The organism is Streptomyces sp. HP-A2021, from assembly GCF_022807935.1.
In the GTDB taxonomy this organism is placed as follows: Bacteria; Actinomycetota; Actinomycetes; order Streptomycetales; family Streptomycetaceae; genus Streptomyces; species Streptomyces afghaniensis.
Map to the genome: position 1 here is coordinate 4,059,178 of NZ_CP094344.1, position 22,450 is coordinate 4,081,627.

20 protein-coding genes and 1 pseudogene are annotated in these 22,450 nt (G+C 71.3%); 8 read left to right on the forward strand and 13 right to left on the reverse strand.

The annotated features are described in order from the left end of the window. Positions 1 to 106 precede the first annotated feature (106 nt). The 10 genes from MQE23_RS18335 to MQE23_RS18380 are packed head-to-tail and all read right to left on the reverse strand — an operon-like array spanning position 107 to position 10,367. Positions 107 to 1,630 carry an NADH-quinone oxidoreductase subunit N gene (locus MQE23_RS18335; protein WP_020275036.1) on the reverse strand — a complete coding sequence of 508 codons (1,524 nt, stop codon included), beginning with the start codon at positions 1,628 to 1,630 and terminating at the stop codon, positions 107 to 109. Beyond that, positions 1,627 to 3,201 (reverse strand): NADH-quinone oxidoreductase subunit M, encoded by a 1,575-nt coding sequence (locus MQE23_RS18340; RefSeq protein WP_243379621.1) that lies wholly within the window; start codon positions 3,199 to 3,201, stop codon positions 1,627 to 1,629. The genes MQE23_RS18335 and MQE23_RS18340 overlap by 4 nt, the downstream gene beginning before the upstream one ends. Before the next feature lie 6 nt (positions 3,202 to 3,207). Next, positions 3,208 to 5,202 (reverse strand): NADH-quinone oxidoreductase subunit L, encoded by a 1,995-nt coding sequence (locus MQE23_RS18345; RefSeq protein ID WP_020275038.1) that lies wholly within the window; start codon positions 5,200 to 5,202, stop codon positions 3,208 to 3,210. Further along, entirely contained in the window at positions 5,199 to 5,597 is a 399-nt protein-coding gene (gene nuoK, locus MQE23_RS18350) for an NADH-quinone oxidoreductase subunit NuoK (protein WP_020275039.1), read from the reverse strand. The genes MQE23_RS18345 and nuoK overlap by 4 nt, the downstream gene beginning before the upstream one ends. Further along, the gene (locus tag MQE23_RS18355; protein ID WP_243379622.1) at positions 5,597 to 6,316 is read right to left on the reverse strand and encodes an NADH-quinone oxidoreductase subunit J; all 720 of its coding nucleotides are present in this window, start codon (positions 6,314 to 6,316) and stop codon (positions 5,597 to 5,599) included. Before MQE23_RS18355 ends, nuoK begins: the two co-directional genes overlap by 1 nt. Beyond that, positions 6,313 to 6,963, reverse strand: a complete 651-nt coding sequence (locus tag MQE23_RS18360; protein WP_020275041.1) for a 4Fe-4S binding protein — start codon at positions 6,961 to 6,963, stop codon at positions 6,313 to 6,315. Before MQE23_RS18360 ends, MQE23_RS18355 begins: the two co-directional genes overlap by 4 nt. A 2-nt stretch (positions 6,964 to 6,965) precedes the next feature. Next, entirely contained in the window at positions 6,966 to 7,934 is a 969-nt protein-coding gene (locus tag MQE23_RS18365) for a complex I subunit 1 family protein (protein ID WP_010049241.1), read from the reverse strand. Next, on the reverse strand, positions 7,931 to 9,346 hold the full coding sequence (locus tag MQE23_RS18370; protein WP_243379623.1) for an NADH-quinone oxidoreductase subunit C: 1,416 nt from the start codon (positions 9,344 to 9,346) through the stop codon (positions 7,931 to 7,933). The genes MQE23_RS18365 and MQE23_RS18370 overlap by 4 nt, the downstream gene beginning before the upstream one ends. Beyond that, complete coding sequence (locus MQE23_RS18375; protein WP_037674189.1) at positions 9,343 to 9,969, reverse strand: NADH-quinone oxidoreductase subunit B; 627 nt, start codon at positions 9,967 to 9,969, stop codon at positions 9,343 to 9,345. Before MQE23_RS18375 ends, MQE23_RS18370 begins: the two co-directional genes overlap by 4 nt. Beyond that, positions 9,960 to 10,367 carry an NADH-quinone oxidoreductase subunit A gene (locus MQE23_RS18380; protein ID WP_010041427.1) on the reverse strand — a complete coding sequence of 136 codons (408 nt, stop codon included), beginning with the start codon at positions 10,365 to 10,367 and terminating at the stop codon, positions 9,960 to 9,962. The genes MQE23_RS18375 and MQE23_RS18380 overlap by 10 nt, the downstream gene beginning before the upstream one ends. A gap of 263 nt (positions 10,368 to 10,630) precedes the next feature. Between MQE23_RS18380 and MQE23_RS18385 the strand changes: the two genes are divergently transcribed. From MQE23_RS18385 to MQE23_RS18405, 5 genes are all read left to right on the forward strand, one after another. Next, a complete protein-coding gene (locus MQE23_RS18385; protein ID WP_020277444.1) occupies positions 10,631 to 11,851 on the forward strand; it encodes a sensor domain-containing protein in 1,221 nt (406 codons plus the stop codon). A 128-nt stretch (positions 11,852 to 11,979) separates the two neighbouring features. Further along, positions 11,980 to 13,341, forward strand: a complete 1,362-nt coding sequence (locus MQE23_RS18390; protein ID WP_243379624.1) for a sensor histidine kinase — start codon at positions 11,980 to 11,982, stop codon at positions 13,339 to 13,341. Between the two features lie 217 nt (positions 13,342 to 13,558). Continuing rightward, positions 13,559 to 14,230, forward strand: a complete 672-nt coding sequence (locus tag MQE23_RS18395) for a response regulator transcription factor (RefSeq protein WP_020277446.1) — start codon at positions 13,559 to 13,561, stop codon at positions 14,228 to 14,230. Positions 14,231 to 14,414: 184 nt separating this feature from the next. Continuing rightward, positions 14,415 to 16,343, forward strand: coding sequence for a 2-oxoacid:acceptor oxidoreductase subunit alpha (locus MQE23_RS18400; protein WP_243379625.1), 1,929 nt, complete (start codon positions 14,415 to 14,417; stop codon positions 16,341 to 16,343). Next, complete coding sequence (locus tag MQE23_RS18405) at positions 16,336 to 17,415, forward strand: 2-oxoacid:ferredoxin oxidoreductase subunit beta (RefSeq protein WP_020277448.1); 1,080 nt, start codon at positions 16,336 to 16,338, stop codon at positions 17,413 to 17,415. The genes MQE23_RS18400 and MQE23_RS18405 overlap by 8 nt, the downstream gene beginning before the upstream one ends. A 34-nt stretch (positions 17,416 to 17,449) precedes the next feature. Here the strand turns inward: MQE23_RS18405 and MQE23_RS18410 are convergent, their stop codons facing one another. Beyond that, positions 17,450 to 17,836 carry a helix-turn-helix domain-containing protein gene (locus tag MQE23_RS18410; protein ID WP_020277449.1) on the reverse strand — a complete coding sequence of 129 codons (387 nt, stop codon included), beginning with the start codon at positions 17,834 to 17,836 and terminating at the stop codon, positions 17,450 to 17,452. Between the two features lie 91 nt (positions 17,837 to 17,927). Here MQE23_RS18410 and MQE23_RS18415 point away from each other — a divergent pair, with 91 nt between their 5' ends. Together MQE23_RS18415 and rarD are read left to right on the forward strand one after the other, a co-directional pair. Continuing rightward, on the forward strand, positions 17,928 to 18,782 hold the full coding sequence (locus tag MQE23_RS18415) for an SDR family oxidoreductase (protein WP_020277450.1): 855 nt from the start codon (positions 17,928 to 17,930) through the stop codon (positions 18,780 to 18,782). Positions 18,783 to 18,911: 129 nt separating this feature from the next. Next, positions 18,912 to 19,712: pseudogene (gene rarD, locus MQE23_RS18420) on the forward strand (EamA family transporter RarD); the annotation flags it as partial. Here rarD and MQE23_RS18425 read toward each other — a convergent pair. Further along, positions 19,697 to 21,160, reverse strand: a complete 1,464-nt coding sequence (locus MQE23_RS18425; RefSeq protein ID WP_243379626.1) for an MFS transporter — start codon at positions 21,158 to 21,160, stop codon at positions 19,697 to 19,699. The pseudogene rarD and the gene MQE23_RS18425 sit on opposite strands and share 16 nt — an antisense overlap. A 67-nt stretch (positions 21,161 to 21,227) precedes the next feature. Next, a complete protein-coding gene (locus tag MQE23_RS18430) occupies positions 21,228 to 21,851 on the reverse strand; it encodes a CGNR zinc finger domain-containing protein (protein WP_243379627.1) in 624 nt (207 codons plus the stop codon). 21 nt (positions 21,852 to 21,872) lie between these two features. Between MQE23_RS18430 and MQE23_RS18435 the strand changes: the two genes are divergently transcribed. After that, the gene (locus MQE23_RS18435; protein WP_037674194.1) at positions 21,873 to 22,346 is read left to right on the forward strand and encodes a VOC family protein; all 474 of its coding nucleotides are present in this window, start codon (positions 21,873 to 21,875) and stop codon (positions 22,344 to 22,346) included. Positions 22,347 to 22,450: the final 104 nt, after the last annotated feature.

Below are 22,450 nucleotides of genomic sequence, written 5' to 3' on the forward strand. Positions count from 1 at the left end.
CGCACGGCGGCGGAGTGTGGACCGTCCGGGTGAACGGCTCCCGTACGCGGCACGCGCGCGTGGAGGGCCGGGTGCCCCACGCGCGCGTGGCGAATGCGGCTGTTGTTCAGAAGAGGGCGGTGTCGGTGAACCGCAGGACCAGCTGTGGCGCTCCGGACAGGGCGATGCCGAGGACTCCGGTCAGGGCGATCGCGGCGGTGAGCGGGGCGGGGACGCGGTGCTCCTCGGGTTCGCCCTCCGGGGCGCGGAAGAGCAGGGCGGTCCACTGGAGGTAGTAGAACAGCGCGATGACGACGTTGACCGCCATGATCACTGCCAGCCAGCCGAGGCCGGCGTCGACGGCCGCCGAGAAGACGGTGACCTTGGCGAAGAGGCCGATGATGCCCGGCGGCAGCCCGGCGAGGCAGAGCAGGAAGAACGCCAGGAGCAGCGCGGACAGGGGGCTCGACGCGTACAGGCCGCGGTAGTCGGAGACGCGGTTGAGGGACTTCGTCCGGCCGACGAGCGCGGCCACGGCGAAGGCGCCGAGGTTCACGGCGCCGTACATCAGGGCGTAGGCGACGGTGGAACCGATCGACTTCTCGGCGTCCCCGGAGTACGCGGCGGCCGCGATCGGCACCAGGAGGTAGCCGGCCTGGCCGACGGACGACCAGGCGAGCAGGCGTACCGCGCTGTACGCGCGCGTGGCCTGCTGGCGCAGGGCGCCGACGTTGCCCACGGTCATGGTGAGGGCGGCCAGGGCGGCCAGGGCCGGGCCCCAGACGTCGGCGTACGAGGGGAGCGCGACGACCGTGACGAGGATCAGGCCGCTGAAGCCGACCGCCTTGCCGATGACCGACAGGTAGGCGGCGATGGGCAGGGGCGCACCCACGTAGGTGTCGGGCACCCAGAAGTGGAAGGGCACGGCGGCCGTCTTGAAGGCGAAGCCGACGAGGGTGAGGACGACGCCGGTCTGGGCGAGCGTGTGGAGTTGTCCGTCGACGTTCTGGATGCGGTCGGCGACCTGGGTGAGGTAGAGGGTGCCCGTGGAGGCGTACACGAAGCTGATGCCCATGAGGCTGACCGCGGTCGCGGTGACCGAGGACAGGAAGAACTTCAGGGCCGCCTCGGAGGACTTCCGATCGCCGTGCCTGAGGCCGACCAGCGCGAAGGCGGGCAGCGAGGCGACCTCCAGGGCGACGATCAGGGTCGCGAGGTCGCGGGAGGCGGGCAGGAGGGCGGCGCCGGCCGCGGAGGACAGCAGCAGGAACCAGTACTCCCCTTCGGGCAGCTCCTTGCGGGCGTCCTTCAGGGCGGTGACCGACAGGAGGGCGGCGAGGAGGGCGCCGCCGAGGACCAGGAACTGGATGACCAGGGTGAAGCGGTCGGCCGTGTAGCTGCACACGGTGGCGTCGCCGGTCAGGCAGAAAGTGCTGCGGTCGCCGTCCAGGAGGGGCAGCAGCATCAGCGTGGCGGCGGCCAGGCCGGCCACGGACGTCCAGCCGAGCAGCGTCTTGCGGTGCTCGGCGACGAACAGGTCGGCGACCAGGACGACGAGGCCGATGACCGCCGCGATGGTGGGCGGTGCGATGGCGAGCCAGTCGACGGACTGGACCAGCGACGCGGCCAGGGGCTGGGCCGGGGAGCTCATCGGGTGCCTCCTGCGAGGAGCTGCTGGACGGCCGGGTCGCTCAGGCCGAGGAGGGCCTTGGGCCACAGACCCGCGACGACGGTGAGGACGACGAGCGGGGTCCAGGCCGCGAACTCGTAACTGCGGACGTCGGTGAGCCTCGGGGCGTCCTGCGGCAGGGCGCCCATGCACACGCGGCGGACCACGACCAGCAGGTACGCGGCCGTCAGGAGCGTCCCGAACGCGCCGATCGCCATGAACGTGAGGAAGGCGGGACGGCTGAGGCCGGCTGCCGGCTGGAACGCGCCGAACAGGGCCAGCATCTCGCCCCAGAACCCGGCCAGGCCCGGCAGGCCGAGCGAGGCGACCGCGGCGAAGGCGAGCAGGCCGCCGAGGCGCGGGGCCCTGCCGTAGAGCGCGGCTCCGGTCTCCTCGGCGAGGGTGTCGAGGTCGGTGGTGCCGGTGCGGTCCTTCAGGGCGCCGACGAGGAAGAAGAGCAGGCCGGTGATGAGGCCGTGGGCGATGTTGGCGAACAGGGCGCCGTTCACGCCGGTCGGGGTCATCGTGGCGATGCCGAGCAGGACGAAGCCCATGTGGCCGACGGAGGAGTAGGCGATGAGGCGCTTGAGGTCGCCCTTCGCGCCCTGCTTGGCGAGGGCAAGGCAGGCCAGGGATCCGTAGATGATGCCGACGACGGCGAGCGCCGCGAGGTAGGGCGCGAAGGTGCGGAAGCCGTCCGGTGCGATGGGGAGGAGGATTCGGACGAACCCGTACGTACCCATCTTCAGCAGGACACCGGCCAGCAGGACCGAGCCGACGGTCGGCGCGGCGGTGTGGGCGTCGGGCAGCCAGCTGTGCAGCGGCCACATCGGTGTCTTGACCGCGAGGCCGATCCCGATCGCCAGAACGGCGATGACCTGCACGGATGTGGTCAGGGACCGGCCGTTGTCGGTGGCGAGTGCCATCATGTCGAACGTGCCCGCCTTGAGCCCGATCAGGAGCAGGCCGAGCAGCATGACCACGGAGCCGAGCAGCGTGTAGAGGATGAACCGCCACGCGGCCTGGCTCCGGCCCTCGCCGCCCCAGCGGGCGATGAGGAAGTACATCGGGATGAGGACCATCTCGAAGGCCAGGAAGAACAGCAGCAGGTCGAGGACGGCGAAGGTCGCGAGCGTGCCGGACTCGAGGACGAGCAGCAGAGCGACGAAGGCCTTCGGGCTCGGGCCTTCGGGCATTTTGAAGTACGAGTAGAGCGCGCAGAGGAAGGTCAGCAGCGCGGTCAGGACCAGAAGGGGGAGGGAGATGCCGTCGATGCCGAGGTGGATGCGCACGTCGAGTGCGGGGATCCAGCTGATGTCCGTGCTGGCCTGCATCTTCGACGGCTGGTCGTGGTCGAAGCCGAGCGCGAGGACGATCGCCGCGATGAGGATGGCGCCGGTGACGGTGACGCCGTGCCGGAGCACGGCCTGCTCGGGCGACTTCCCCTTCAGCCCGGGCGGGGCCGGCAGGAGAGCCGCGGCGGCGCCGAGGAGCGGGCCGACGACGACGAATGCCAGAAGGAACTGCATCACGGACTCGTTGATATCGATCACGCCTGCTCACGCTCCCGTGGCGACGAGGACGACGGCGACCGCGAGGACGACGGTGCCGGCGAGCAGCGCGCTCACATAGGTCTGGACGTTGCCGGTCTGGGCGCGCCGTACGGCGGCGCCCAGCCAGCGAGGCAGCGCACCCGCACCGCGGACGTAGGTCTCGACGACCTCCCGGTCGAGGAACCGGACGAGGCTCGCCCCGGCCTGGACCGGTCGGACGAAGAGGGCCCTGTACACGGCGTCCATGTGGAAGCCGGCGGCCGCGTGGCGGTGCAGCGGGCCGAGCAGGAGCCGTCCGGGGTCGGCGGGGTCGGGCGCGTAGGCGATGTCGCCGTAGGCCGGCTCGTGGGTGGCGATGGCCTCCGCCTCGACCTGGGCGGCGTCGCCCTCGGGATGGGCGGCGACCGCGCCCAGCGGGGCACGTTCGGTGAGCGCGGTGGTGTGCCGCCAGGCGCCGTAGGTGACGATGCCGCCGACCAGGGCCACGCCCGTGCCGAGCACGGAGGTGGTGAGGGTCGGGCTGAGGTCGCGGCCGTCGAACCAGTCGGGCAGCAGGCGGAACGCGAACCCGCCGAGGGCCAGGGACGGGGCGGCGAGCACCCACAGCACGACGGTCATCGTCAGCGGCTGCCTGCCGTGGTCGGGAGCTTCGGCGCCCCGGCCGCGGAAGGCCAGCAGCCACAGGCGCATCGCGTAGGCGGCGGTGAGCACAGCCGTGAGCAGGCCGGCGACGAGGACGATCCAGCCCGCGGCGGCGGGGGCGTGCTCGGTGTGACCGGTGACGACGTGTTCGGCGACGCCGAGGACGGCCTCCTTGGAGAAGAAGCCGCTGAACGGCGGGATCGCGGCGAGCGCGAGCAGCGCCACGGTCATCGTCCAGTAGGCGTCGGGGACGCGATCGCGCAGGTTCCGCATGCGGGACATGGCGGCGAGCGAGTTGGTACCGGCGGCGTGGATGATCACGCCGGCCGCGAGGAACAGCAGCGCCTTGAAGGCGCCGTGGGACAGGAGGTGGAAGACGGCGGCTCCGCGGTCGCCGACGGCGAGGGCGCCGGTCATGTAGCCGAGCTGACCGATCGTCGAGTAGGCGAGGACGCGCTTGATGTCGTCCTGGGCGAGCGCGGCGAGCGCCGAGCCGGCCATCGTGACGGCGGCCATGACGGCGAGGACGACCATCGCGGCCTGCGAGGCCTCGAAGACCGGGAGGAGACGGGCGATGAAGTAGACACCGGCGGCGACCATCGTCGCAGCGTGGATCAGCGCGGAGACGGGGGTCGGGCCGGCCATCGCGTCGGGGAGCCAGGTGTGCAGCGGGAACTGCGCGGACTTGCCCGCCACGCCCGCCAGGAGCAGCAGGGCGATCAGCGTCGGATGGTCGAGCGAGCCGCTTGCGACGGCACCCAGGACCCGGGTGATGCGGAACGAACCGGCGTCGGTGGCCAGGGCGAACAGACCGATGAGGAAGGGGACGTCGCCGAGCTTGGTGACCAGGAAGGCCTTGAGGGAGGCGGCGCGGGCCTGAGGGGTCTCCCAGTAGTGGCCGACCAGGAAGTAGGAGCAGATGCCCATGACTTCCCAGCCGACCAGCAGCACGATCAGGTCGCCGGAATAGACGACCAGGAACATCGCGGAGGTGAACAGCGAGACCAGGGCGGCGTACGAGGGGTAGCGCGGGTCGTCGCGCAGGTAGCCCGTCGAGTAGATCTGCACGCAGGAGGCGACCAGGCCGACCAGGACGGCGACGAGGGCGGCGAAGCCGTCGATGTGCAGGGCGAGTTCGATCGGGACGGAGCCGGTGGGGGTGAGTTCCGTGGCCGCGTTGACGGCCGCGTCACCGCCCTGCCGCACGGCGACCAGCGCGGCGAGCACCAAGGAGGTGAGCGTCGGCAGGACGGCGAGCGGGCGGACGAAGCCGGGTGCCGTGCGACCCAGGAGCAGGCCGGCGACGGCGCCGAGGAACGGAAGGAGGGGGACGAGGACGGCGAGGGTGGTCGTGGTCACGCGGTGGCCTCAGCCTTCTGGGCCTCGCCGGACTGCTCGGCCGTAAGGGCGTCGTGGTCGGTGCCGTCGGGGTCGTGCCGTTCGGCGGTGTCGCGGAGTTTGTCGATGTCCGCCGTGCCGCGGTTGCGGTGGACGGCGAGGACGATGGCCAGGCCGATGCCGATCTCGGCGGCGGCGATGGCGATGGTGAACAGGGTCAGGGCCTGGCCGGAGTGCAGGGTCTCCTCGGCGGTCCTGCTGAGCCAGACGTCGAAGGCGACCAGGTTGAGGTTGACGGCGTTGAGCATCAGCTCGACCGACATCAGGACCAGGATCGCGTTGCGGCGGGCGAGGACGCCGTACAGGCCCGTGCAGAAGAGGAGGGCGGAGAGGACGGCGGGATAGGCGAGGTGCATCAGCGGGTCCCTTCCTTCTCGATCCCGTCCTTCTCGATCCCGTCCTTCTCGCTTCGGCCCTTGTCGCTTCGGTCCTTCTCGATCCGGTCCTCCTCGCTCCGGGCGGCCGGGGTGCTCTCGGTCGCGATCGCCGCGGCGGCCTTCGCCTTGCGGGACAGGACGATCGCGCCGACCAGGGCGGCGAGGAGGAGGACGGAGAGGGCCTCGAAGGGGAGGACCCAGTTCTGGAAGAGGCTCGCGCCGGTGGCCTCGGTGGAGCCGGCGGCGGGGCCGTCCAGGTCGATCCAGGTGGTGCGGAAGGCGTCGACGACGACCCAGACCAGGGCGGCAGCGGCGGCGACGGCGACGGTGAGGGCGGCCCAGCGGTTGCCTGAGTCGGCGTCCGGGGAGCGGCCGATGGGGGCCCTGGTGAGCATCAGACCGAACAGGAGGAGGACGACGACGGAACCGACGTAGATGAGGACCTGCACCCAGGCGATGAACTCGGCGGTGAGCAGGAGGTACTCGACGGCCAGGCCGCCGAGGGTGACCACCAGCCACAGGGCGGCGTGCACCAGTTGCCGGGTGGTGACGGTGACGAGCGCGGCGCCGAAGGTGACCAGACCGACGAGGAGGAAGGCGATCTCGACGCCCGTCGGGGAGAGGAAGCCGTGGGTTTCGGCCGCGGCCCTGGTGGTCGGGCCTGCCGTGAGGAGGCCTGCAGTCGCTGCGAGGGTCATTCCCGGCCCTCCTGCCCCGGCCTGGGCTGGTCCGTCTGCTGCTTGGAGTCGCCCTGCGGGCGGGTCGGTCGCTCGGCTGCCCGGGCCTGCTCGTCGGCGTGCGGTTCGGTGGCGGGCGGGGCCTGCTGGGCGGCCAGCTTGTCGGCGGTCTTGCGGGCGGTGGCGAGTTCCTTCGGTTCCTCCGCGCCGGGGTCGAGGGCCGGCGGGGCCGGGACGGTCCACATCCACTCGCGGAGCTTGTCGCGCTCGTGGGTGAGGTCGCGGATGTCGGTCTCGGCGTACTCGAACTCCGGGGACCAGAACAGGGCGTCGAAAGGACAGACCTCGATGCAGATACCGCAGTACATGCACAGGGAGAAGTCGATGGCGAAGCGGTCGAGGACGTTGCGGCTGCGTTCGCGGCCGCCGGGGGTCGCCGCCGGGACCGTCTCCTTGTGGGAGTCGATGTAGATGCACCAGTCCGGGCACTCGCGGGCGCACAGCATGCAGACCGTGCAGTTCTCCTCGAACAGGCCGATCACGCCGCGGGTGCGGGGCGGGAGGTCGGGCTGGGCGTCGGGGTACTGCGCGGTGACGGACTTCTTCGTCATCGTGCGGAGGGTGACGGCCAGGCCCTTGGCCAGGCCGCTGCCGGGGATGGGGGCCATGGTTACTGGATCACCACCTTGACGATGCCGGTGAGGGCGATCTGGGCGAGGGAGAGGGGGACGAGGAGGGTCCAGGACAGTTTCTGGAGCTGGTCCTCGCGCAGGCGGGGGTAGGTGACGCGCAGCCAGATGACGAGGAAGGCGAGGACGGCGGTCTTCAGCAGGGTCCAGACCCAGCCGAGGCCGTCGGCGCCCCAGGGGCCGTGCCAGCCACCCAGGAAGAGGACGGTGGTCAGGCCGCACAGGACGACGATTCCGGCGTACTCGGCGAGGAGGAAGAGGGCGAAGCGGAGGCCGGTGTACTCGGTGTACGCGCCGAAGATGATCTCCGAGTCGGCGACGGGCATGTCGAAGGGCGGGCGCTGGAGTTCGGCGAGGCCGGCCACGAAGAAGACGATCGCGCCGACGATCTGCCAGGGCAGCCACCACCACTCGAAGGCGTCGAGGATGCCGGGGATGGAGACGGTGCCGGCCGCCATCGCCACCGAGGCGGCGGTGAGGAGCATCGGCAGTTCGTAGGCGAGGAGCTGTGCGGCGGTGCGCAGGCCCCCGAGGAGGGAGAACTTGTTCGCGGACGCCCAGCCGGCCATGAGCGAGCCGAGGACGCCGACGCCCATGACGGCCAGGACGAAGAAGACACCGGCGTCGATGACCTGGCCGACGGCTCCCTCGTCCGGGCCGATGGGGATGGCGAGCAGGACGAGGAGGTACGGCAGGAGGGCGACGGCGGGTGCCAGTTGGAAGATGCGGCGGTCCGCGCCCGCGGGGACGACGTCCTCCTTCTGCGCGAACTTCACGCCGTCGGCGATCAGCTGGGCCCAGCCGTGGAAGCCGCCGGCGTACATGGGGCCGAGGCGGCCCTGCATGTGGGCCATCACCTTGTGTTCGGTCTGGCCGATGATCAGCGGGAAGGTGAGGAAGACGACGAAGACGATCAGGAGACGCAGGGTGACGTCGAGCACGTCGTTCACCGCGGGCCTCCTGTGGGGTCTTCGGGGTTGTCGGTGGGCTGCGGGTTGTTCGCCGGTTCTGAGGGTTCGGGGGTGTCCGGTGACTCCGAGGTGGTGTTCGGGGTCTTCGGGTCATCCGACGGCTCGGGGGTCGGCAGCGCGCCGGCCTCGGGGGACGGTTCGGGAGCCGGTTCCTCGAAGGCCGGGCGGGCGTGGTGCCAGGGGGCGTCCGAGCTGCGCGGGGGCCGTGCTGCCCTGCCCGGCCGGCTGTCGCCGGGGCCGGAATCGGACCGCTGACTGCCGGATCCCTCCGAAGCGCTGCGCGCGCGGCGAGGGCCGGCAGCGGCATCTGGCTGGGCCTGCTGCGATGCCGAGCCGTCACTCGCGCTGCGCGCCCGGCGCGGCTCCGGCGAGGCGGCCGGGGTTCCGGGCCCGGTGTCCGGCGACTCCGGCTCGGTGACCGGTGGCTGAGCGCCGGTCGCGGTCGCCGCTGATTCGCCTTCGGTCGCCCGGGCTTCGGAGCCGGAGGTCGTGGGTTCGGGACCGGAGGTCGTGGCTTCGGGACGGTTGGACGTCTGGCTCGCCGAGCCCTCCGCCGCCGTCCGCGCACGGCGCGGGGCAGCCGCAGACGGCGTGGCCGCATCACCGGCAGCGGCCTGACTGGCCGAGCCCTCCGCCGCCGAGCGGCTACGGCGCGGCCCCGCCGAACCCGGAGCAGCCGACTCCCCGGTCGCGGCCTGGCTCGCCGACCCCTCCCCCGCCGTGCGGGTCCGCCGCACCGGGCGTTCGCCCGCGGGGCGGGCCGTGCCCCGGGCCGGGCGGTCGCCTGCCGTGCGGCCGGCGCCGCGGGCCGGGGCCGGGGGGAGCTGGCCCTTCAGGGGGCCCCATTCGTTGGGGTCGGGGACTCCGGGGGGAAGCATCTGGCGGCGCTTGGGGCCGCCGTGTTCCGACTCGCCGGGTTCCTTCGCGCCGGGCCAGGCCTTGGCGACGCGGGCGGCCAGGACGAAGTCCTTGCGCAGGGGGTGGCCTTCGAAGTTCTCCGGCAGGAGCAGGTGGTCCAGTGCCGGGTGGCCTTCGAAGGCGATGCCGAACATCTCGTGCGTTTCGCGTTCGTGCCAGGCGGCGCCCGCGTAGACACCGACCGCCGAGGGCAGGGTCGGGGACTCGTGCGGGACCGTCGTACGCAGGAGGAGGCGTCGGAGCGGAGACAGTGCCGCGACGTGGGCCGTGACGCGCAAGCCCGTGCCCGGTTCGTCGACCGCGCTCAGCCAGTCGAAGTACGTGCAGGTCAGGCGGTCGCGGGCGGTCTCCAGGGCGGAGATCCAGGTCGTCGGTGGTACGTCGACCGTCAGGACCTCGTACGACTCCTCGGCCGTGGCGTCCGTGCCGAAGAGTTCCTCGACGTCGGCGGGGAGCCAGCCGACCGCGGTCATCGCCCCTCCCCCGGCGTCGAGTCGGTGCCCGGGGCGGGGGCCGGCGGCTGCACCAGACCGCTCTGCAGCGCCGCTGCCGAAGGACGGGCGGCGCCGCTTCCGTACCGCTCCCCCAGCGACTCGCGGGCGATCTTCTCCTGGAGCTTGAGGATGCCCTGGAGCAGCGCTTCGGGCCGGGGCGGGCAGCCGGGGACGTAGACGTCGACGGGGATGATCTGGTCGACGCCCTTGGTGACGGAGTACGAGTCCCAGTAGGGGCCGCCGCAGTTGCTGCACGCGCCGAAGGAGATGACGTACTTGGGTTCCGGCATCTGCTCGTAGAGGCGCTTCACCGCCGGCGCCATCTTGTCCGTGACCGTGCCGGACACCACCATCAGGTCGGCCTGGCGCGGGCCCGGGGCGAAGGGGATGACGCCGAGCCGGATGAAGTCGTGGCGGGCCATCGACGCGGCGATGAACTCGATCGCGCAGCAGGCGAGGCCGAAGTTGAAGACCCAGAGCGAGTAGCGGCGGCCCCAGTTCAGGATCACCTTCATCGGCTCGGGTGCGAGACGCGCCAGGGCGCCGAGCCGCTTCGGCTCGGGAAGCAGCACGGGCTCGGTGCCGGCGGGGGTCACGTCCATGCCAGGACGCCCTTCTTGTATGCGTAGAGCAGGCCCACGGCCAGGAAGCCGAGGAAGATGAACATCTCCACCAGGGTCGTCGCGCCGTAGCCGGGGGCTGCGAAGACGGTCGCCCAGGGGAACAGGAAGATCGAGTCGACGGCGAAGATCACGTACAGGAACGCGTAGACGTAGTAGCGGACCTGGGTGTGGGCCCAGCCCTCGCCGACGGGGTCGACTCCGCACTCGTACGTCAGGAGCTTCTCGGGGGTGGGGACCACGGGCCGCAGCAGGCGGCCGGCCCCGAAGGCGACGGCGACGAACAGCACGCCGACGACGGCGAGCAGTCCGACGACCGAATAGGACTGGAAGTAGTCCGCCGCGACGACGGTCGTGGTGACGACGGTCGGTTCCGGCACGTCCGTCCCTCGCTCCCTGAAACTCGGACTGGATCCTGCGACGGTTCCGCGGCTCCGGGGCACGGCCGGGAACAACGGACGCCGCCGTTCGTCGAACGACGGGTGCCGCCGTTCGACGATCTGTACGCACGGGAGTCTAGGCCCTGATAAAGGCAGGGTAAGCAGCCCGTCACGCCCTGGCACGCGGGGGTGGGGTTTACCTCAGTTGTTCCTGGCGGTCTGCCTCATGGCGCGGCTGCCCGCCGCCGGGCACGCTAACGCATATGACCGAACGCATTCCGTCCTCCGGCACGAGCTCGGCCACTGCGGCGGCCGGGCAGGACGACCGCCCGCCGCCGCCCCGTCTCGCCTACGACCGGCACACCTGGAAGGAGATCGCGCACCTCCTGGCGAACCTTCCGGTCGCGCTGCTCGGATTCACCTATGTCGTGACGGTGCTGTTCACCAGCTTCGGGCTGACGATCACGGTGATCGGGTTCCCACTGCTCGCGGCCGGACTCATGGGCGCGCGGCTGCTGGGCCGGATGGAGCGGACGAGGGCCAGGGCGTTGCTCGGGGTGCGGGTGGACGAACCGAGCCGGCTGCCGCTGCGCGGGGCGGGCGGCTTCCTCCCGCAGCTGTGGATGTCGCTGAAGGACCCGGTGGGCTGGCGCACGGTGCTGTACGAGTTCATACGGCTGCCGTGGGGTGTCCTCACCTTCGTCATCACGCTGACCTCGCTGTTCGTGCTGTGGCCGGTGCTGCCGTTCATCGCGCGGGGCCTGGCCAACGCCGACCGGGCCATGGTGCGCGGGCTGCTGTCGCCCTCCGACGAGCTGGAGCGGCGCATCGTCGAGCTGGAGTCGGACCGGGGGGTCGTGGTCGACACGGCGGCGGCCGATCTGCGCCGCATCGAGCGGGATCTGCACGACGGGGCGCAGGCCCGGCTGGTCAATCTGGCCATGGGGCTGGGCCTGGCCAAGGAGAAGGTGCTGGAGGACCCCGACGCGGCGGCGGCGATGGTCGAGGAGGCGCACGGCGAGGTGAAGCTGGCGCTCCAGGAGCTGCGCGACCTGGCCCGGGGCATCCACCCGGCGGTCCTGACCGACCGCGGCCTGGACGCGGCCCTGTCCGCGGTCTCCTCGCGCTGCACCGTCCCGGTCAAGGTGACGGTCGACCTGCCGGCGCGGCCGGCCGCGGCCATCGAGGGCATCGCCTACTTCACCGTCTCCGAGCTGCTGCAGAACGTCAGCAAGCACAGCGCGGCGAAGTCGGCGTCGGTGGATGTGTGGCGGACGAACGACCGGCTGCTGATCCAGGTGTGGGACGACGGCCGCGGGGGCGCGAGCCTCGACGGCGGTACGGGGATGAGGGGCCTGGCCGAGCGGCTGGACGCCGTCGACGGGCTGTTCGTCCTGGAGTCCCCCGAGGGCGGCCCGACGACGGTCACGGCGGAACTGCCCTGGCGCGACCGCACGGACGACTCGGGCACTGGCGCCCCCTGAGGGGTGCACGGAGGTAGGGAAAACCCCCCGTCCAAGACGCCGACGGACTCCATGGTCCGCCGACCTGCGGCGGAGCAGGGTGGAGGTACGGGAAGACAGCCGCAGGACGAGGGAGAAGGACGACGCCGATGGCCACGGAGTACGGACAGGAGTACGGGCTCGACGGCAGGCCCGGGTTTTCCGGGAGCACCGAGCGGCGGCACCGGCTGCCCGCCGCGCTGCGGGCGCCGGTCGAGGGCCGCACCTGGCGCGAGCTCGGATATGTGCTGCTCAGCCTGCCGATCAGCATCCTGCTGTTCACCTACGCGGTCACGATGGTGTCGCTGGGGGCGGGACTGCTGGTGACGTTCCTCGGCATTCCGGTGCTGGCGGCGGCGCTCGCCGGGTGCCGTGGTCTCGGGTCGCTGGAGCGGCTGCGGGCGCGGGCGCTGCTGGACCTGGAGGTGGCCGGCCCGGAGCCGCTGCAGATGAAGAAGCCGGGCGCCATGGCGTGGATGGGGGCCGTGCTCAAGAGCGGCGCCTCGTGGCGGGCCCTGCTGTACGCGGTGCTGCATCTGCCGTGGGCGGTGTTCTCGTTCGTCGTCGCCGTGAACCTCTGGGTGCTGGGCTGGGCGCTGCTGACGTACCCGCTGTGGTTCTGGGTGTTCCCCATGTACGCCGGGCAGGACGGGGTCCAGCTCTACGGCGACGAGACGCACCGGGTGTACCTCGACAACCCCTTCGAAATCACGGTGACCGCGCTGGTGGGTCTGCTGCTGACGATCGCCACGCCGTGGATCGTGCGGGCGCTGACGATGGTGGACCGGCTGCTGGTGTACGGGCTGCTCGGACCGTCGCGGCTGGCCTCGCGGGTGGTGGAGCTGGAGTCGGACCGGGGGGTCGTGGTCGACACGGCGGCGGCCGACCTGCGGCGCATCGAGCGGGATCTGCACGACGGGGCGCAGGCCCGGCTGGTGGCGCTGGCCATGGATCTGGGACTGGCGAAGGAGAAGCTCCAGGAGGATCCGGAGGCGGCCCAGCGGATGGTGGACGAGGCGCACGGCGAGGTGAAGACGGCGCTCCAGGAGCTGCGCGACCTGGCCCGGGGCATCCACCCGGCGGTCCTGACCGACCGCGGTCTGGACGCGGCCCTGTCCGCGGTCTCCTCGCGCTGCACGGTGCCGGTGCAGGTCGAGGTCGACCTGGCGGAGCGGCCGGCGCCGGCGATCGAGGGGATCGCGTACTTCACGGTGTCGGAGCTGCTCCAGAACGTCAGCAAGCACGCGCGGGCGACCTGGGCCGGGGTGGAGGTCTGGAGGACGGAGAACCGGCTGATGCTCCAGGTCGTGGACAACGGCGTGGGCGGGGCCGACGTGTCCCAGGGGTCCGGCCTTGCGGGGCTCGCTGAGCGGCTCGACGCGGTGGACGGGATCCTGGTGGTGGACTCGCCGGCGGGCGGGCCGACCCGGGTGACCGCGGAGTTGCCGTGGCGGGGCGCGCACGTGAGGTGACCTTCGGATCCCCACCCGAATCGGCCGGATCCCCCCATCGAGCCGGTCGGATCACCACCACCTCGCCGCCACCCGAATCGGTCGGATCGGCCGGGCAACAAGCCGGTCCACCCCCATCCAGCGCCCGTTCCTGAAATGCTGGACCCGTCGCACGGGTGGGCGCGGAGCCGTTGTGGGCTGCGGACGGGCGGCGTCGGGCTGTGGGGGGCCGAACATCGTGGAGGACAGGGTGCGGGTCGTCATCGCCGAGGATTCAGTGCTGCTCAGAGAGGGCCTGACGCGGCTGCTGACCGACCGGGGGCACGAGGTGGTCGCCGGGGTCGGCGACGGCGCGGCGCTGATCAAGACCATCACGGAGCTGGACGCGCAGGGCGAGCTGCCGGACGTCGTGGTCGCCGATGTGCGGATGCCGCCGACGCACACCGACGAGGGGGTGCGGGCGGCGGTGCAGTTGCGCAAGGCGCACCCGGGGCTCGGCGTGCTGGTGCTGTCGCAGTACGTGGAGGAGCGCTACGCCACGGAGCTGCTCGCGGGGTCCAGCCGGGGGGTCGGCTATCTGCTGAAGGACCGGGTGGCCGAGGTGCGGGAGTTCGTGGACGCGGTGGTGCGGGTGGCCGAGGGCGGTACGGCCCTCGACCCGGAGGTCGTCGCGCAGTTGCTGGGCCGCAGCCGTAAGCAGGACGTGCTCGCGGGGCTGACCCCGCGGGAGCGGGAGGTGCTGGGGCTGATGGCCGAGGGGCGGACGAACTCGGCGATCGCCCGGCAGCTCGTGGTCAGCGACGGAGCGGTCGAGAAGCACGTCAGCAACATCTTCCTGAAGCTGGGGCTCTCCCAGAGCGAGGGAGACCACCGCCGGGTGCTGGCCGTGCTGACGTATCTGAATTCCTGACCGCCGGCGATTCCGGACACCGGAGAGCGGAAAACAGGACAAGTCCGGGCCTGTGATCGTCTCAAAGTCGTGTCCAAGATGCGAATGACCCGAAGAAGGCGACCCTTACGGTCGTAGTGTTGATCCTGGGAACGCCTGCGGGAAGGCCTTCCCAGGACAGCCGCCTCGAGGGAGGTCCAGTTCAGTGACCAGCCAGGTCAGTAGCCCAGCGGAGCAGGCCGACGAAACAGTCGTAGGAGAGCAGCGCAAAGCGGCGGGCACGAAGGACGTTCGTCGCCTCGACCGAGTGATCATCAGGTTCGCGGGGGACTCGGGTGACGGTATGCAGCTCACCGGTGACCGTTTCACCTCGGAGACCGCGTCGTTCGGCAACGACCTGTCGACGCTGCCGAACTTCCCGGCCGAGATCAGGGCGCCCGCCGGGACCCTGCCGGGCGTGTCGTCCTTCCAGCTGCACTTCGCCGATCACGACATCCTCACGCCCGGTGACGCGCCGAACGTGCTGGTGGCGATGAACCCGGCCGCGCTGAAGGCGAACATCGGCGACCTGCCGCGTGGTGCCGAGGTGATCGTCAACACGGACGAGTTCACCAAGCGGGCGATGCAGAAGGTCGGCTACGAGACGTCTCCGCTGGAGGACGGGTCGCTGGACGGCTACCAGGTCCACCCCGTGCCGCTGACCACGCTCACCGTGGAGGCGCTGAAGGAGTTCGACCTCACCCGCAAGGAGGCCGAGCGCAGCAAGAACATGTTCGCGCTGGGCCTGCTGAGCTGGATGTACCACCGGCCCACCGAGGGCACGGAGAGATTCCTCCGAGCGAAGTTCGCGAAGAAGCCCGACATCGCGGCGGCCAACCTCGCCGCCTTCCGGGCCGGCTGGAACTTCGGCGAGACCACCGAGGACTTCGCCGTCTCCTACGAGGTCGCCCCGGCCGCCACGGCGTTCCCGCCGGGCATCTACCGCAATATCTCCGGCAACCTGGCCTTGTCGTACGGCCTGGTGGCCGCGAGCCGGCAGGCGGATCTGCCGCTGTACCTGGGGTCGTACCCGATCACGCCGGCGTCGGACATCCTGCACGAGCTGAGCAAGCACAAGAACTTCGGGGTGCGGACGTTCCAGGCCGAGGACGAGATCGCCGGTATCGGGGCGGCGCTGGGCGCGGCCTTCGGCGGTTCGCTGGCCGTGACCACGACGAGCGGCCCCGGTGTGGCGCTGAAGTCGGAGACGATCGGTCTCGCGGTCTCGCTGGAGCTGCCGCTGCTGATCGTGGACATCCAGCGCGGTGGCCCGTCGACGGGTCTGCCCACCAAGACCGAGCAGGCGGACCTGCTCCAGGCGATGTACGGGCGCAACGGCGAGGCTCCGGTCCCGGTGGTCGCGCCCCGTACGCCGGCGGACTGCTTCGACGCTGCGCTGGAGGCGGCGCGGATCGCGCTGACGTACCGCACGCCGGTGTTCCTCCTCTCCGACGGTTACCTGGCCAACGGCTCCGAGCCGTGGCGCGTCCCGGACCTGGAGGAGCTGCCCGACCTGCGGGTGCAGTTCGCGCAGGGCCCGAACCACACGCTCGACGACGGCACCGAGGTGTTCTGGCCGTACAAGCGCGACCCGCAGACCCTGGCCCGCCCGTGGGCGATCCCGGGCACGCCGGGTCTCGAGCACCGGATCGGCGGCATCGAGAAGGAGGACGGCACGGGCAACATCTCCTACGCCCCGGCCAACCACGACTTCATGGTGCGCACCCGGCAGGCGAAGGTGGACGGCATCGAGGTCCCGGACCTCGACGTGGACGACCCGAACGGAGCCAGGACCCTGGTCCTCGGCTGGGGCTCGACGTACGGGCCGATCACGGCCGCGGTGCGGCGGCTGCGCCGGGCCGGGGAGTCGATCGCGCAGGCGCATCTGCGCCATGTGAACCCCTTCCCGAAGAACCTCGGCACGGTCCTCGAGCGTTACGACAAGGTGGTGATCCCCGAGATGAACCTCGGGCAGCTCGCCACGCTCATCCGGGCGAAGTACCTGGTGGACGCCCACTCGTACACCCAGGTCAACGGTATGCCGTTCAAGGCGGAGCAGCTCGCCACGGCTCTGAAGGAGGCCATCGATGGCTGAGACGTCCACACACGGCGCGGGCACCATCGAGGCGCTTTCCCTCGTCCCCAAGGCCGAGGGCAGGCAGTCGATGAAGGACTTCAAGTCCGACCAGGAAGTGCGCTGGTGCCCCGGCTGCGGCGACTACGCCATCCTCGCCGCGGTGCAGGGCTTCATGCCCGAGCTGGGGCTGGCGAAGGAGAACATCGTCTTCGTCTCGGGCATCGGCTGCTCCTCCCGCTTCCCGTACTACATGAACACCTACGGGATGCACTCCATCCACGGCCGCGCCCCGGCCATCGCCACGGGCCTGGCCAGCTCCCGCCGCGACCTGTCGGTGTGGGTCGTCACGGGTGACGGTGACGCGCTGTCCATCGGCGGCAACCACCTGATCCACGCGCTGCGGCGCAACGTCAACCTCAAGATCCTGCTGTTCAACAACCGGATCTACGGTCTGACCAAGGGCCAGTACTCGCCGACCTCCGAGGTCGGGAAGATCACCAAGTCGACGCCGATGGGCTCGCTGGACGCGCCCTTCAACCCGGTGTCGCTGGCGATCGGCGCGGAAGCGTCGTTCGTGGCCCGGACGGTCGACTCCGACCGCAAGCACCTGACGGAGGTGCTGCGCCAGGCCTCCGCCCACCAGGGCACGGCCCTGATCGAGATCTACCAGAACTGCAACATCTTCAACGACGGCGCCTTCGACGCCCTCAAGGACAAGCAGCAGGCCGAGGAGGCCGTGATCCGGCTGGAGCACGGCAAGCCCATCCGGTTCGGCGGCGACCTGGCCAAGGGTGTCGTCCGGGACCCGGTCACCGGTGATCTGAAGGTGGTGGCGGTGACGCCGGACAACGAGGACCAGGTGCTCGTCCACGACGCGCACGCCGAGTCCCCGACCACGGCGTTCGCCCTGTCCCGCCTGGCCGACCCGGACACCCTGCACCACACGCCGATCGGTGTCCTGCGCTCCGTCGACCGGCCCGTCTACGACACGCAGATGGCCGACCAGCTGGACCACGCGATCGAGCAGCACGGCAAGGGCGACCTGGCGGCGCTGCTGGCGGGCGGCGACACCTGGACGGTCGTCGGCTGAGCATGCTCCTCGGAGATCGAGGCCCGGGACCGTCTCAGGACGCGGACCGGGCCTCGTCGTATGCCCGGCGTGCCTTTTCCACCTCGTCCATGCGCCGGTGCGTCCACTGGGTGAGGGCCCGCACCTGCTCGGCGGCCTCGCGGCCGAGGTCGGTGAGGGAGTAGTCGACGCGGGGCGGGATCACGGGCTTGGCGTCGCGGTTTACGAGGCCGTCGCGCTCCAGGGTCTGGAGCGTCTGGGTGAGCATCTTCTCGCTGACGCCCCGGCCCCCGTAACGGCCGATCGCCCGGCGCAGCTCGCTGAACCGGTGCGGGCGTTCCAGAAGCTCGATCAGCACGAGCACGCCCCAGCGGCTGGTGACGTGCTCGAGCACCAGCCGGTACGGGCACAGGGCCTCGGCCTCGCCATTACTTACTCCCATGCCAGTACCTTACTTCAAAGTGGGTACTTTCCAAGAGTTAGCGCCTCTCGTAGGGTTAGTGCCATCGCACCCCACAAGGAGAGTCGCCCTCATGAGCATCATCGTCACCGGAGCCACCGGAAACCTCGGCCGTCACGTCGTGGAGCAGCTGCTGGAGAAGGTCCCCGCCGAGCAGATCACCGCGGTCGTCCGCAACGCGGAGAAGGCCGCCGACTTCGCGGAGCGCGGTGTGAAGATCGCGCTGGCCGACTACAACGCGCCGGCGTCCTTCGACGGGCTCTTCTCCGCCGGTGACAAGGTGCTGCTGGTCTCCGGCAACGAGTTCGACAAGGGCCGTGTGCAGCAGCACAAGGTCGTCATCGACGCCGCCAAGGCGGCCGGTGTGGCCCTGCTCGCCTACACCAGCGCCCCGGGCACGCTGACGGCCGCGCTCGCCGACGACCACCGCGGCACCGAGGAGCTGCTGCTGGACTCCGGCGTGCCCTACACCCTGCTGCGCAACGGCTGGTACCACGAGAACTACACCGAGAACCTCGCCCCGGTGCTGGAGCACAACGCGGTCGTGGCCGCCGCCGGCGAGGGCAAGGTGTCCTCCGCCGCCCGCGCCGACTACGCCGCCGCCGCCGTCGCCGTACTGACCGGCGAGGGGCACGAGAACAAGACGTACGAGCTGGGCGGCGACACCGCGTGGAGCTTCGCCGAGTACGCGGCCGAGCTGAGCCGTCAGACCGGCAAGGAGATCACCTACAACGCGGTCTCGACCGAGGTGCTCACCGGGATCCTGACCGGCGCCGGCCTTCCCGAGCCGCTGGCCCAGACGCTCGCGGGCGTGGACGCCTCCATCGAGAAGGGCGAGCTGGTCGTCTCCACCGGCGACCTGTCCCGGCTGACCGGCCGCCCGACCACCCCGTTCTCCGAGGCCATCGCCGCGGCACTCAAGGGCTGAACTCCCCCCGGCGGGCCCTTGAGCCGCCCCACCCCCGGCTGTCATGACCGTATACCGATACGGGCATGACAGCCGGGGTGCTCGGCGTTACCGTCGTGACCGCGGAACACACGTACGGAGGAGGGGCCCGTGAGCGGCAAGCCGAGGGGCGAGCGGCACATAGGACTGCTGAACGGCTTCGCGGCCTACGGGATGTGGGGCCTCGTTCCGCTGTTCTGGCCCCTGCTGAAGCCCGCCGGGGCGCTGGAGATCCTGGCCCACCGGATGGTGTGGTCGCTGGTCTTCGTGGGCGCCGCCCTGCTCGTGCTGCGCCGCTGGGCCTGGGCCGGTGAGCTGCTGCGGCAGCCGCGCAGGCTGGGCCTCGTCGCGGTCGCCGCGACGTTCATCACCCTCAACTGGGGCCTGTACATCTGGTCCGTGAACTCCGGGCACGTCGTCGAGGCCTCGCTCGGGTACTTCATCAATCCGCTGGTCACCATCGCGATGGGTGTGCTGCTGCTGAAGGAGTGGCTGCGGCCGGTGCAGTGGCTGGCGGTCGGGACCGGCGCCGCGGCGGTCGTCGTGCTGACCGTCGGCTACGGCCGGCCGCCGTGGATCTCCCTCGGCCTCGCCTTCTCCTTCGCCACGTACGGGCTGGTGAAGAAGAAGCTGAACCTCGGCGGCGTGGAGTCGCTGGCCGCCGAGACCGTGGTCCAGTTCCTGCCCGCCCTCGCCTTCCTGGTGTGGCTGAGCGCGCGGGGCGAGTCCACCTTCGCCGCCGAGGGCGCGGGGCACGCGGCGCTGCTCGCCTCGGCCGGCATCGTCACCGCGCTGCCCCTGGTCTGCTTCGGCGCCGCCGCCATCCGCGTGCCCCTGTCCACGATCGGCCTGTTGCAGTACCTGACGCCGGTCTTCCAGTTCCTGCTCGGCGTCTTCTACTTCCACGAGGAGATGCCACCGGAGCGCTGGGCCGGGTTCGCGCTGGTGTGGCTGGCGCTGACACTGCTCACCTGGGACGCCCTGCGCACCGCCCGCCGGGCCTCCCGGGCACTGACCAGCGAGATCAGCGCGCCCAGCACCACCAGGGCCACCGGCACGATCAGCGCCACCCGGAAGGCCGACAGCGTGGCCTCGGGGCCGGACCCGGTGGACGCCAGGCCGTAGACCGCGGTCACCGCCGCGATGCCGATGGCGGAGCCGAACTGCGTGGCGGTGGTCAGCAGCCCGCCGGCCAGACCCTGCTCCGACCCGGTGACCCCGTCCGTGGCCGCGATCGTCAGCGGCCCGTAGGCCAGGGCGAAGGCGAGGCCCGAGAGGAACAGGGTGGGGAACATCGCGGCGTAGGACCAGTCCATGCCGACCGGCAGGAACAGCCCGTACGCGATCACGGCCAGGACGAAGCCGCCGACGATCACCTGGGCGTTGCCGAAGCGGGCGACCAGTTTCGGGGTGAGCGTCGGGGCGAGGACGGCGTCGACGCCCATGACGATCAGGGCCACCGCCGTCTGGAGGGGCGACCAGCCGCGCAGTTCCTGCAGGTAGAGCGTCACGATGAACTGGAAACCGAAGAAGGCGCCGAGGAAGAGCAGCGCTCCCAGGTCGGCGCGCACCACCGGGCCCTGGCGCAGGATGCCGAGGCGGACGAGCGGATCCGGGCAGCGGCGTTCGACCACGACGAAGGCACCGGCCAGGACGAGCGCCGCGAGGCCGGAGACCAGGGTGAGCGGCCAGTCGTGCAGGCCGTGTTCGAGGCGTACGACGGTGTAGGCGGCCAGCAGCATGGCGCCGGCGGCGGTGATCACACCGGGCAGGTCGAACCCGCGTCGGCGCGCCGGCGGGCCGTCCTGCCGGGGTACCAGGCGTACGGCCGCGACGAGCAGCGCCGCGGCCAGCAGTACCGGCGCGAAGAACACCCAGCGCCAGCCGAGCTGGGTGAGCAGACCGCCGATGACCAGGCCGAGGGAGAAACCGGCCGCGCCCGTGCCGGCGAAGACCAGCAGGGCCTTGTTGCGCCGCGGGCCCTCCGCGTACGAGGTCGTGATCAGGGAGAGCGCGGCCGGGGTCATGAACGCGGCGGCGACGCCCGTGACGAAACGGGCGACGACCAGCATCCAGCCCTCCGTCGCGAGGCCGCCGAGCCCCGAGAAGGCGAGGAAGACGCCCAGCCAGAGCAGGAACATCCGCCGCCGCCCGAGCAGATCGGCTGCCCGGCCGCCCAGCAGGGTGAACCCGGCGTAGCCGAGCACATAGCCGCTCATCACCCAGGCCGCGGTGTCGGTGGCCAGCCCGAGGTCGGAGCGGATGGCCGGGATCGCCACCGCCATCATCGCGACGTCGATGCCTTCGAGGAAGATCGTTCCACAGAGGACGAACAGCAGCGCCCAGCCCCGGGTGCCCATGGGGCAACCCTCCTCTTGTGAGGCTCGGTCACGCAACTGAGTTGTTCGACCGCGTGGGCCGCGGAGGCTACGACGTCCTGGGAGCCTGCCGCGACCGGTGGACCCGGGCCTTCTCGCGGTTGCCGCAGTGCTCCATCGCGCACCAGCGGCGGCGGCCCGGGCGGGAAGTGTCGACGAAGAGCAGGTAGCAGTTGTGGGCGCCGCACTCACGGACGCGGTGGGCGTAGGGGCCGGTGAACAGGTCGATCGCGTCCCGGGCGACCGTGGAGAGCAGTTGGGCTCCGGTCGCGCCCGGGGCCCAGGCGCGGGTGCCGTCCGGCTCGATGCGGGCGACCAGCGGGGGCCCGGCCGCGGCGGCGTTGACGACGTCCAGATGGGCTGCCTGCAGCGGGCGGCCGTGGGCGCGGTCGGCGGCGAGCGGGAACACGGCGTCGCGCAGGGCGCGGAGGCGCTCCAGCTCGTCCGCGGTGACGGTGATGTCGAGGCCGTCCGGGAGGCGGCTGCGTGCGGTCCAGGCGACCAGGTCGGCGGGCTCGTGCAGCACTTCGTACCGCGCGAACTCCCCGGGGCCGCCCGTCGTCAGCAGCTCCAGGCACAGGGCGCCGGGGTCGAAGCGGTAGGCCTTCCCCTGGTGCGAGACCAGCGTCAGGCCGGGCGTCCGGTCCGGCGTTTCCCCTGCGCGTCCACTCACCTAACCAGTATAAGTGGTTACATGACACAGACCCCGGCACCATCCGCCCCCGTGCACTGGAAGATCGTCATCGACGCGAACGATCCGCACGCGCAGGCCGACTTCTGGGCCGCCGCCCTCCGGTACGAGGCCGAGGACAACAGCGCCCTCATCGAGAAGCTGCTCGGCTTCGGCGCCCTGCCCGAAGAGGCCACGGTCGAGTTCCACGGCCGCCGCGCCTTCCGTGACCTGATCGCCGTACGGCACCCCGAGGACCCCTTCGAGGAGGAGAGCGGGACCGGGCTGGGGCGACGGCTGCTGTTCCAGCGGGTGCCGGAGGCGAAGACGGTCAAGAACCGGCTCCACCTCGATCTGCACCCGGGCGAGGGGCGGCGCGAGGAGGAGGTCGCACGGCTGGAGGGGCTCGGTGCGCGTGTGCTGCGGCGGGTGGCGGAGCAGGGCGGCGAGTGGGTCGTGATGGCGGACCCGGAAGGGAACGAGTTCTGCGTGCAGTGACCTTCCCGGGCCGGTCCGGCTCATCACAACGCCCTGGCCGGATACGCCTCTTGACGGAGAGTCAGTAACAGCTTCACCATCCAGGCACCCCATTCACTGTGGGC

Excerpts from the sequence above, each read along its gene's own strand:
- MQE23_RS18385 (WP_020277444.1), top strand. The coding sequence starts at position 10,631 with ATGACCGAACGCATTCCGTCCTCCGGCACGAGCTCGGCCACTGCGGCG.
- MQE23_RS18355 (WP_243379622.1), bottom strand. The coding sequence starts at position 6,316 with ATGACCCTCGCAGCGACTGCAGGCCTCCTCACGGCAGGCCCGACCACC.
- MQE23_RS18415 (WP_020277450.1), top strand. The coding sequence starts at position 17,928 with ATGAGCATCATCGTCACCGGAGCCACCGGAAACCTCGGCCGTCACGTC.
- MQE23_RS18370 (WP_243379623.1), bottom strand. The coding sequence starts at position 9,346 with ATGACCGCGGTCGGCTGGCTCCCCGCCGACGTCGAGGAACTCTTCGGC.
- MQE23_RS18405 (WP_020277448.1), top strand. The coding sequence starts at position 16,336 with ATGGCTGAGACGTCCACACACGGCGCGGGCACCATCGAGGCGCTTTCC.
- MQE23_RS18390 (WP_243379624.1), top strand. The coding sequence starts at position 11,980 with ATGGCCACGGAGTACGGACAGGAGTACGGGCTCGACGGCAGGCCCGGG.
- nuoK (WP_020275039.1), bottom strand. The coding sequence starts at position 5,597 with ATGCACCTCGCCTATCCCGCCGTCCTCTCCGCCCTCCTCTTCTGCACG.
- MQE23_RS18410 (WP_020277449.1), bottom strand. The coding sequence starts at position 17,836 with ATGGGAGTAAGTAATGGCGAGGCCGAGGCCCTGTGCCCGTACCGGCTG.
- MQE23_RS18335 (WP_020275036.1), bottom strand. The coding sequence starts at position 1,630 with ATGAGCTCCCCGGCCCAGCCCCTGGCCGCGTCGCTGGTCCAGTCCGTC.
- MQE23_RS18360 (WP_020275041.1), bottom strand. The coding sequence starts at position 6,963 with ATGGCCCCCATCCCCGGCAGCGGCCTGGCCAAGGGCCTGGCCGTCACC.
- MQE23_RS18375 (WP_037674189.1), bottom strand. The coding sequence starts at position 9,969 with ATGGACGTGACCCCCGCCGGCACCGAGCCCGTGCTGCTTCCCGAGCCG.
- MQE23_RS18435 (WP_037674194.1), top strand. The coding sequence starts at position 21,873 with ATGACACAGACCCCGGCACCATCCGCCCCCGTGCACTGGAAGATCGTC.
- MQE23_RS18425 (WP_243379626.1), bottom strand. The coding sequence starts at position 21,160 with ATGGGCACCCGGGGCTGGGCGCTGCTGTTCGTCCTCTGTGGAACGATC.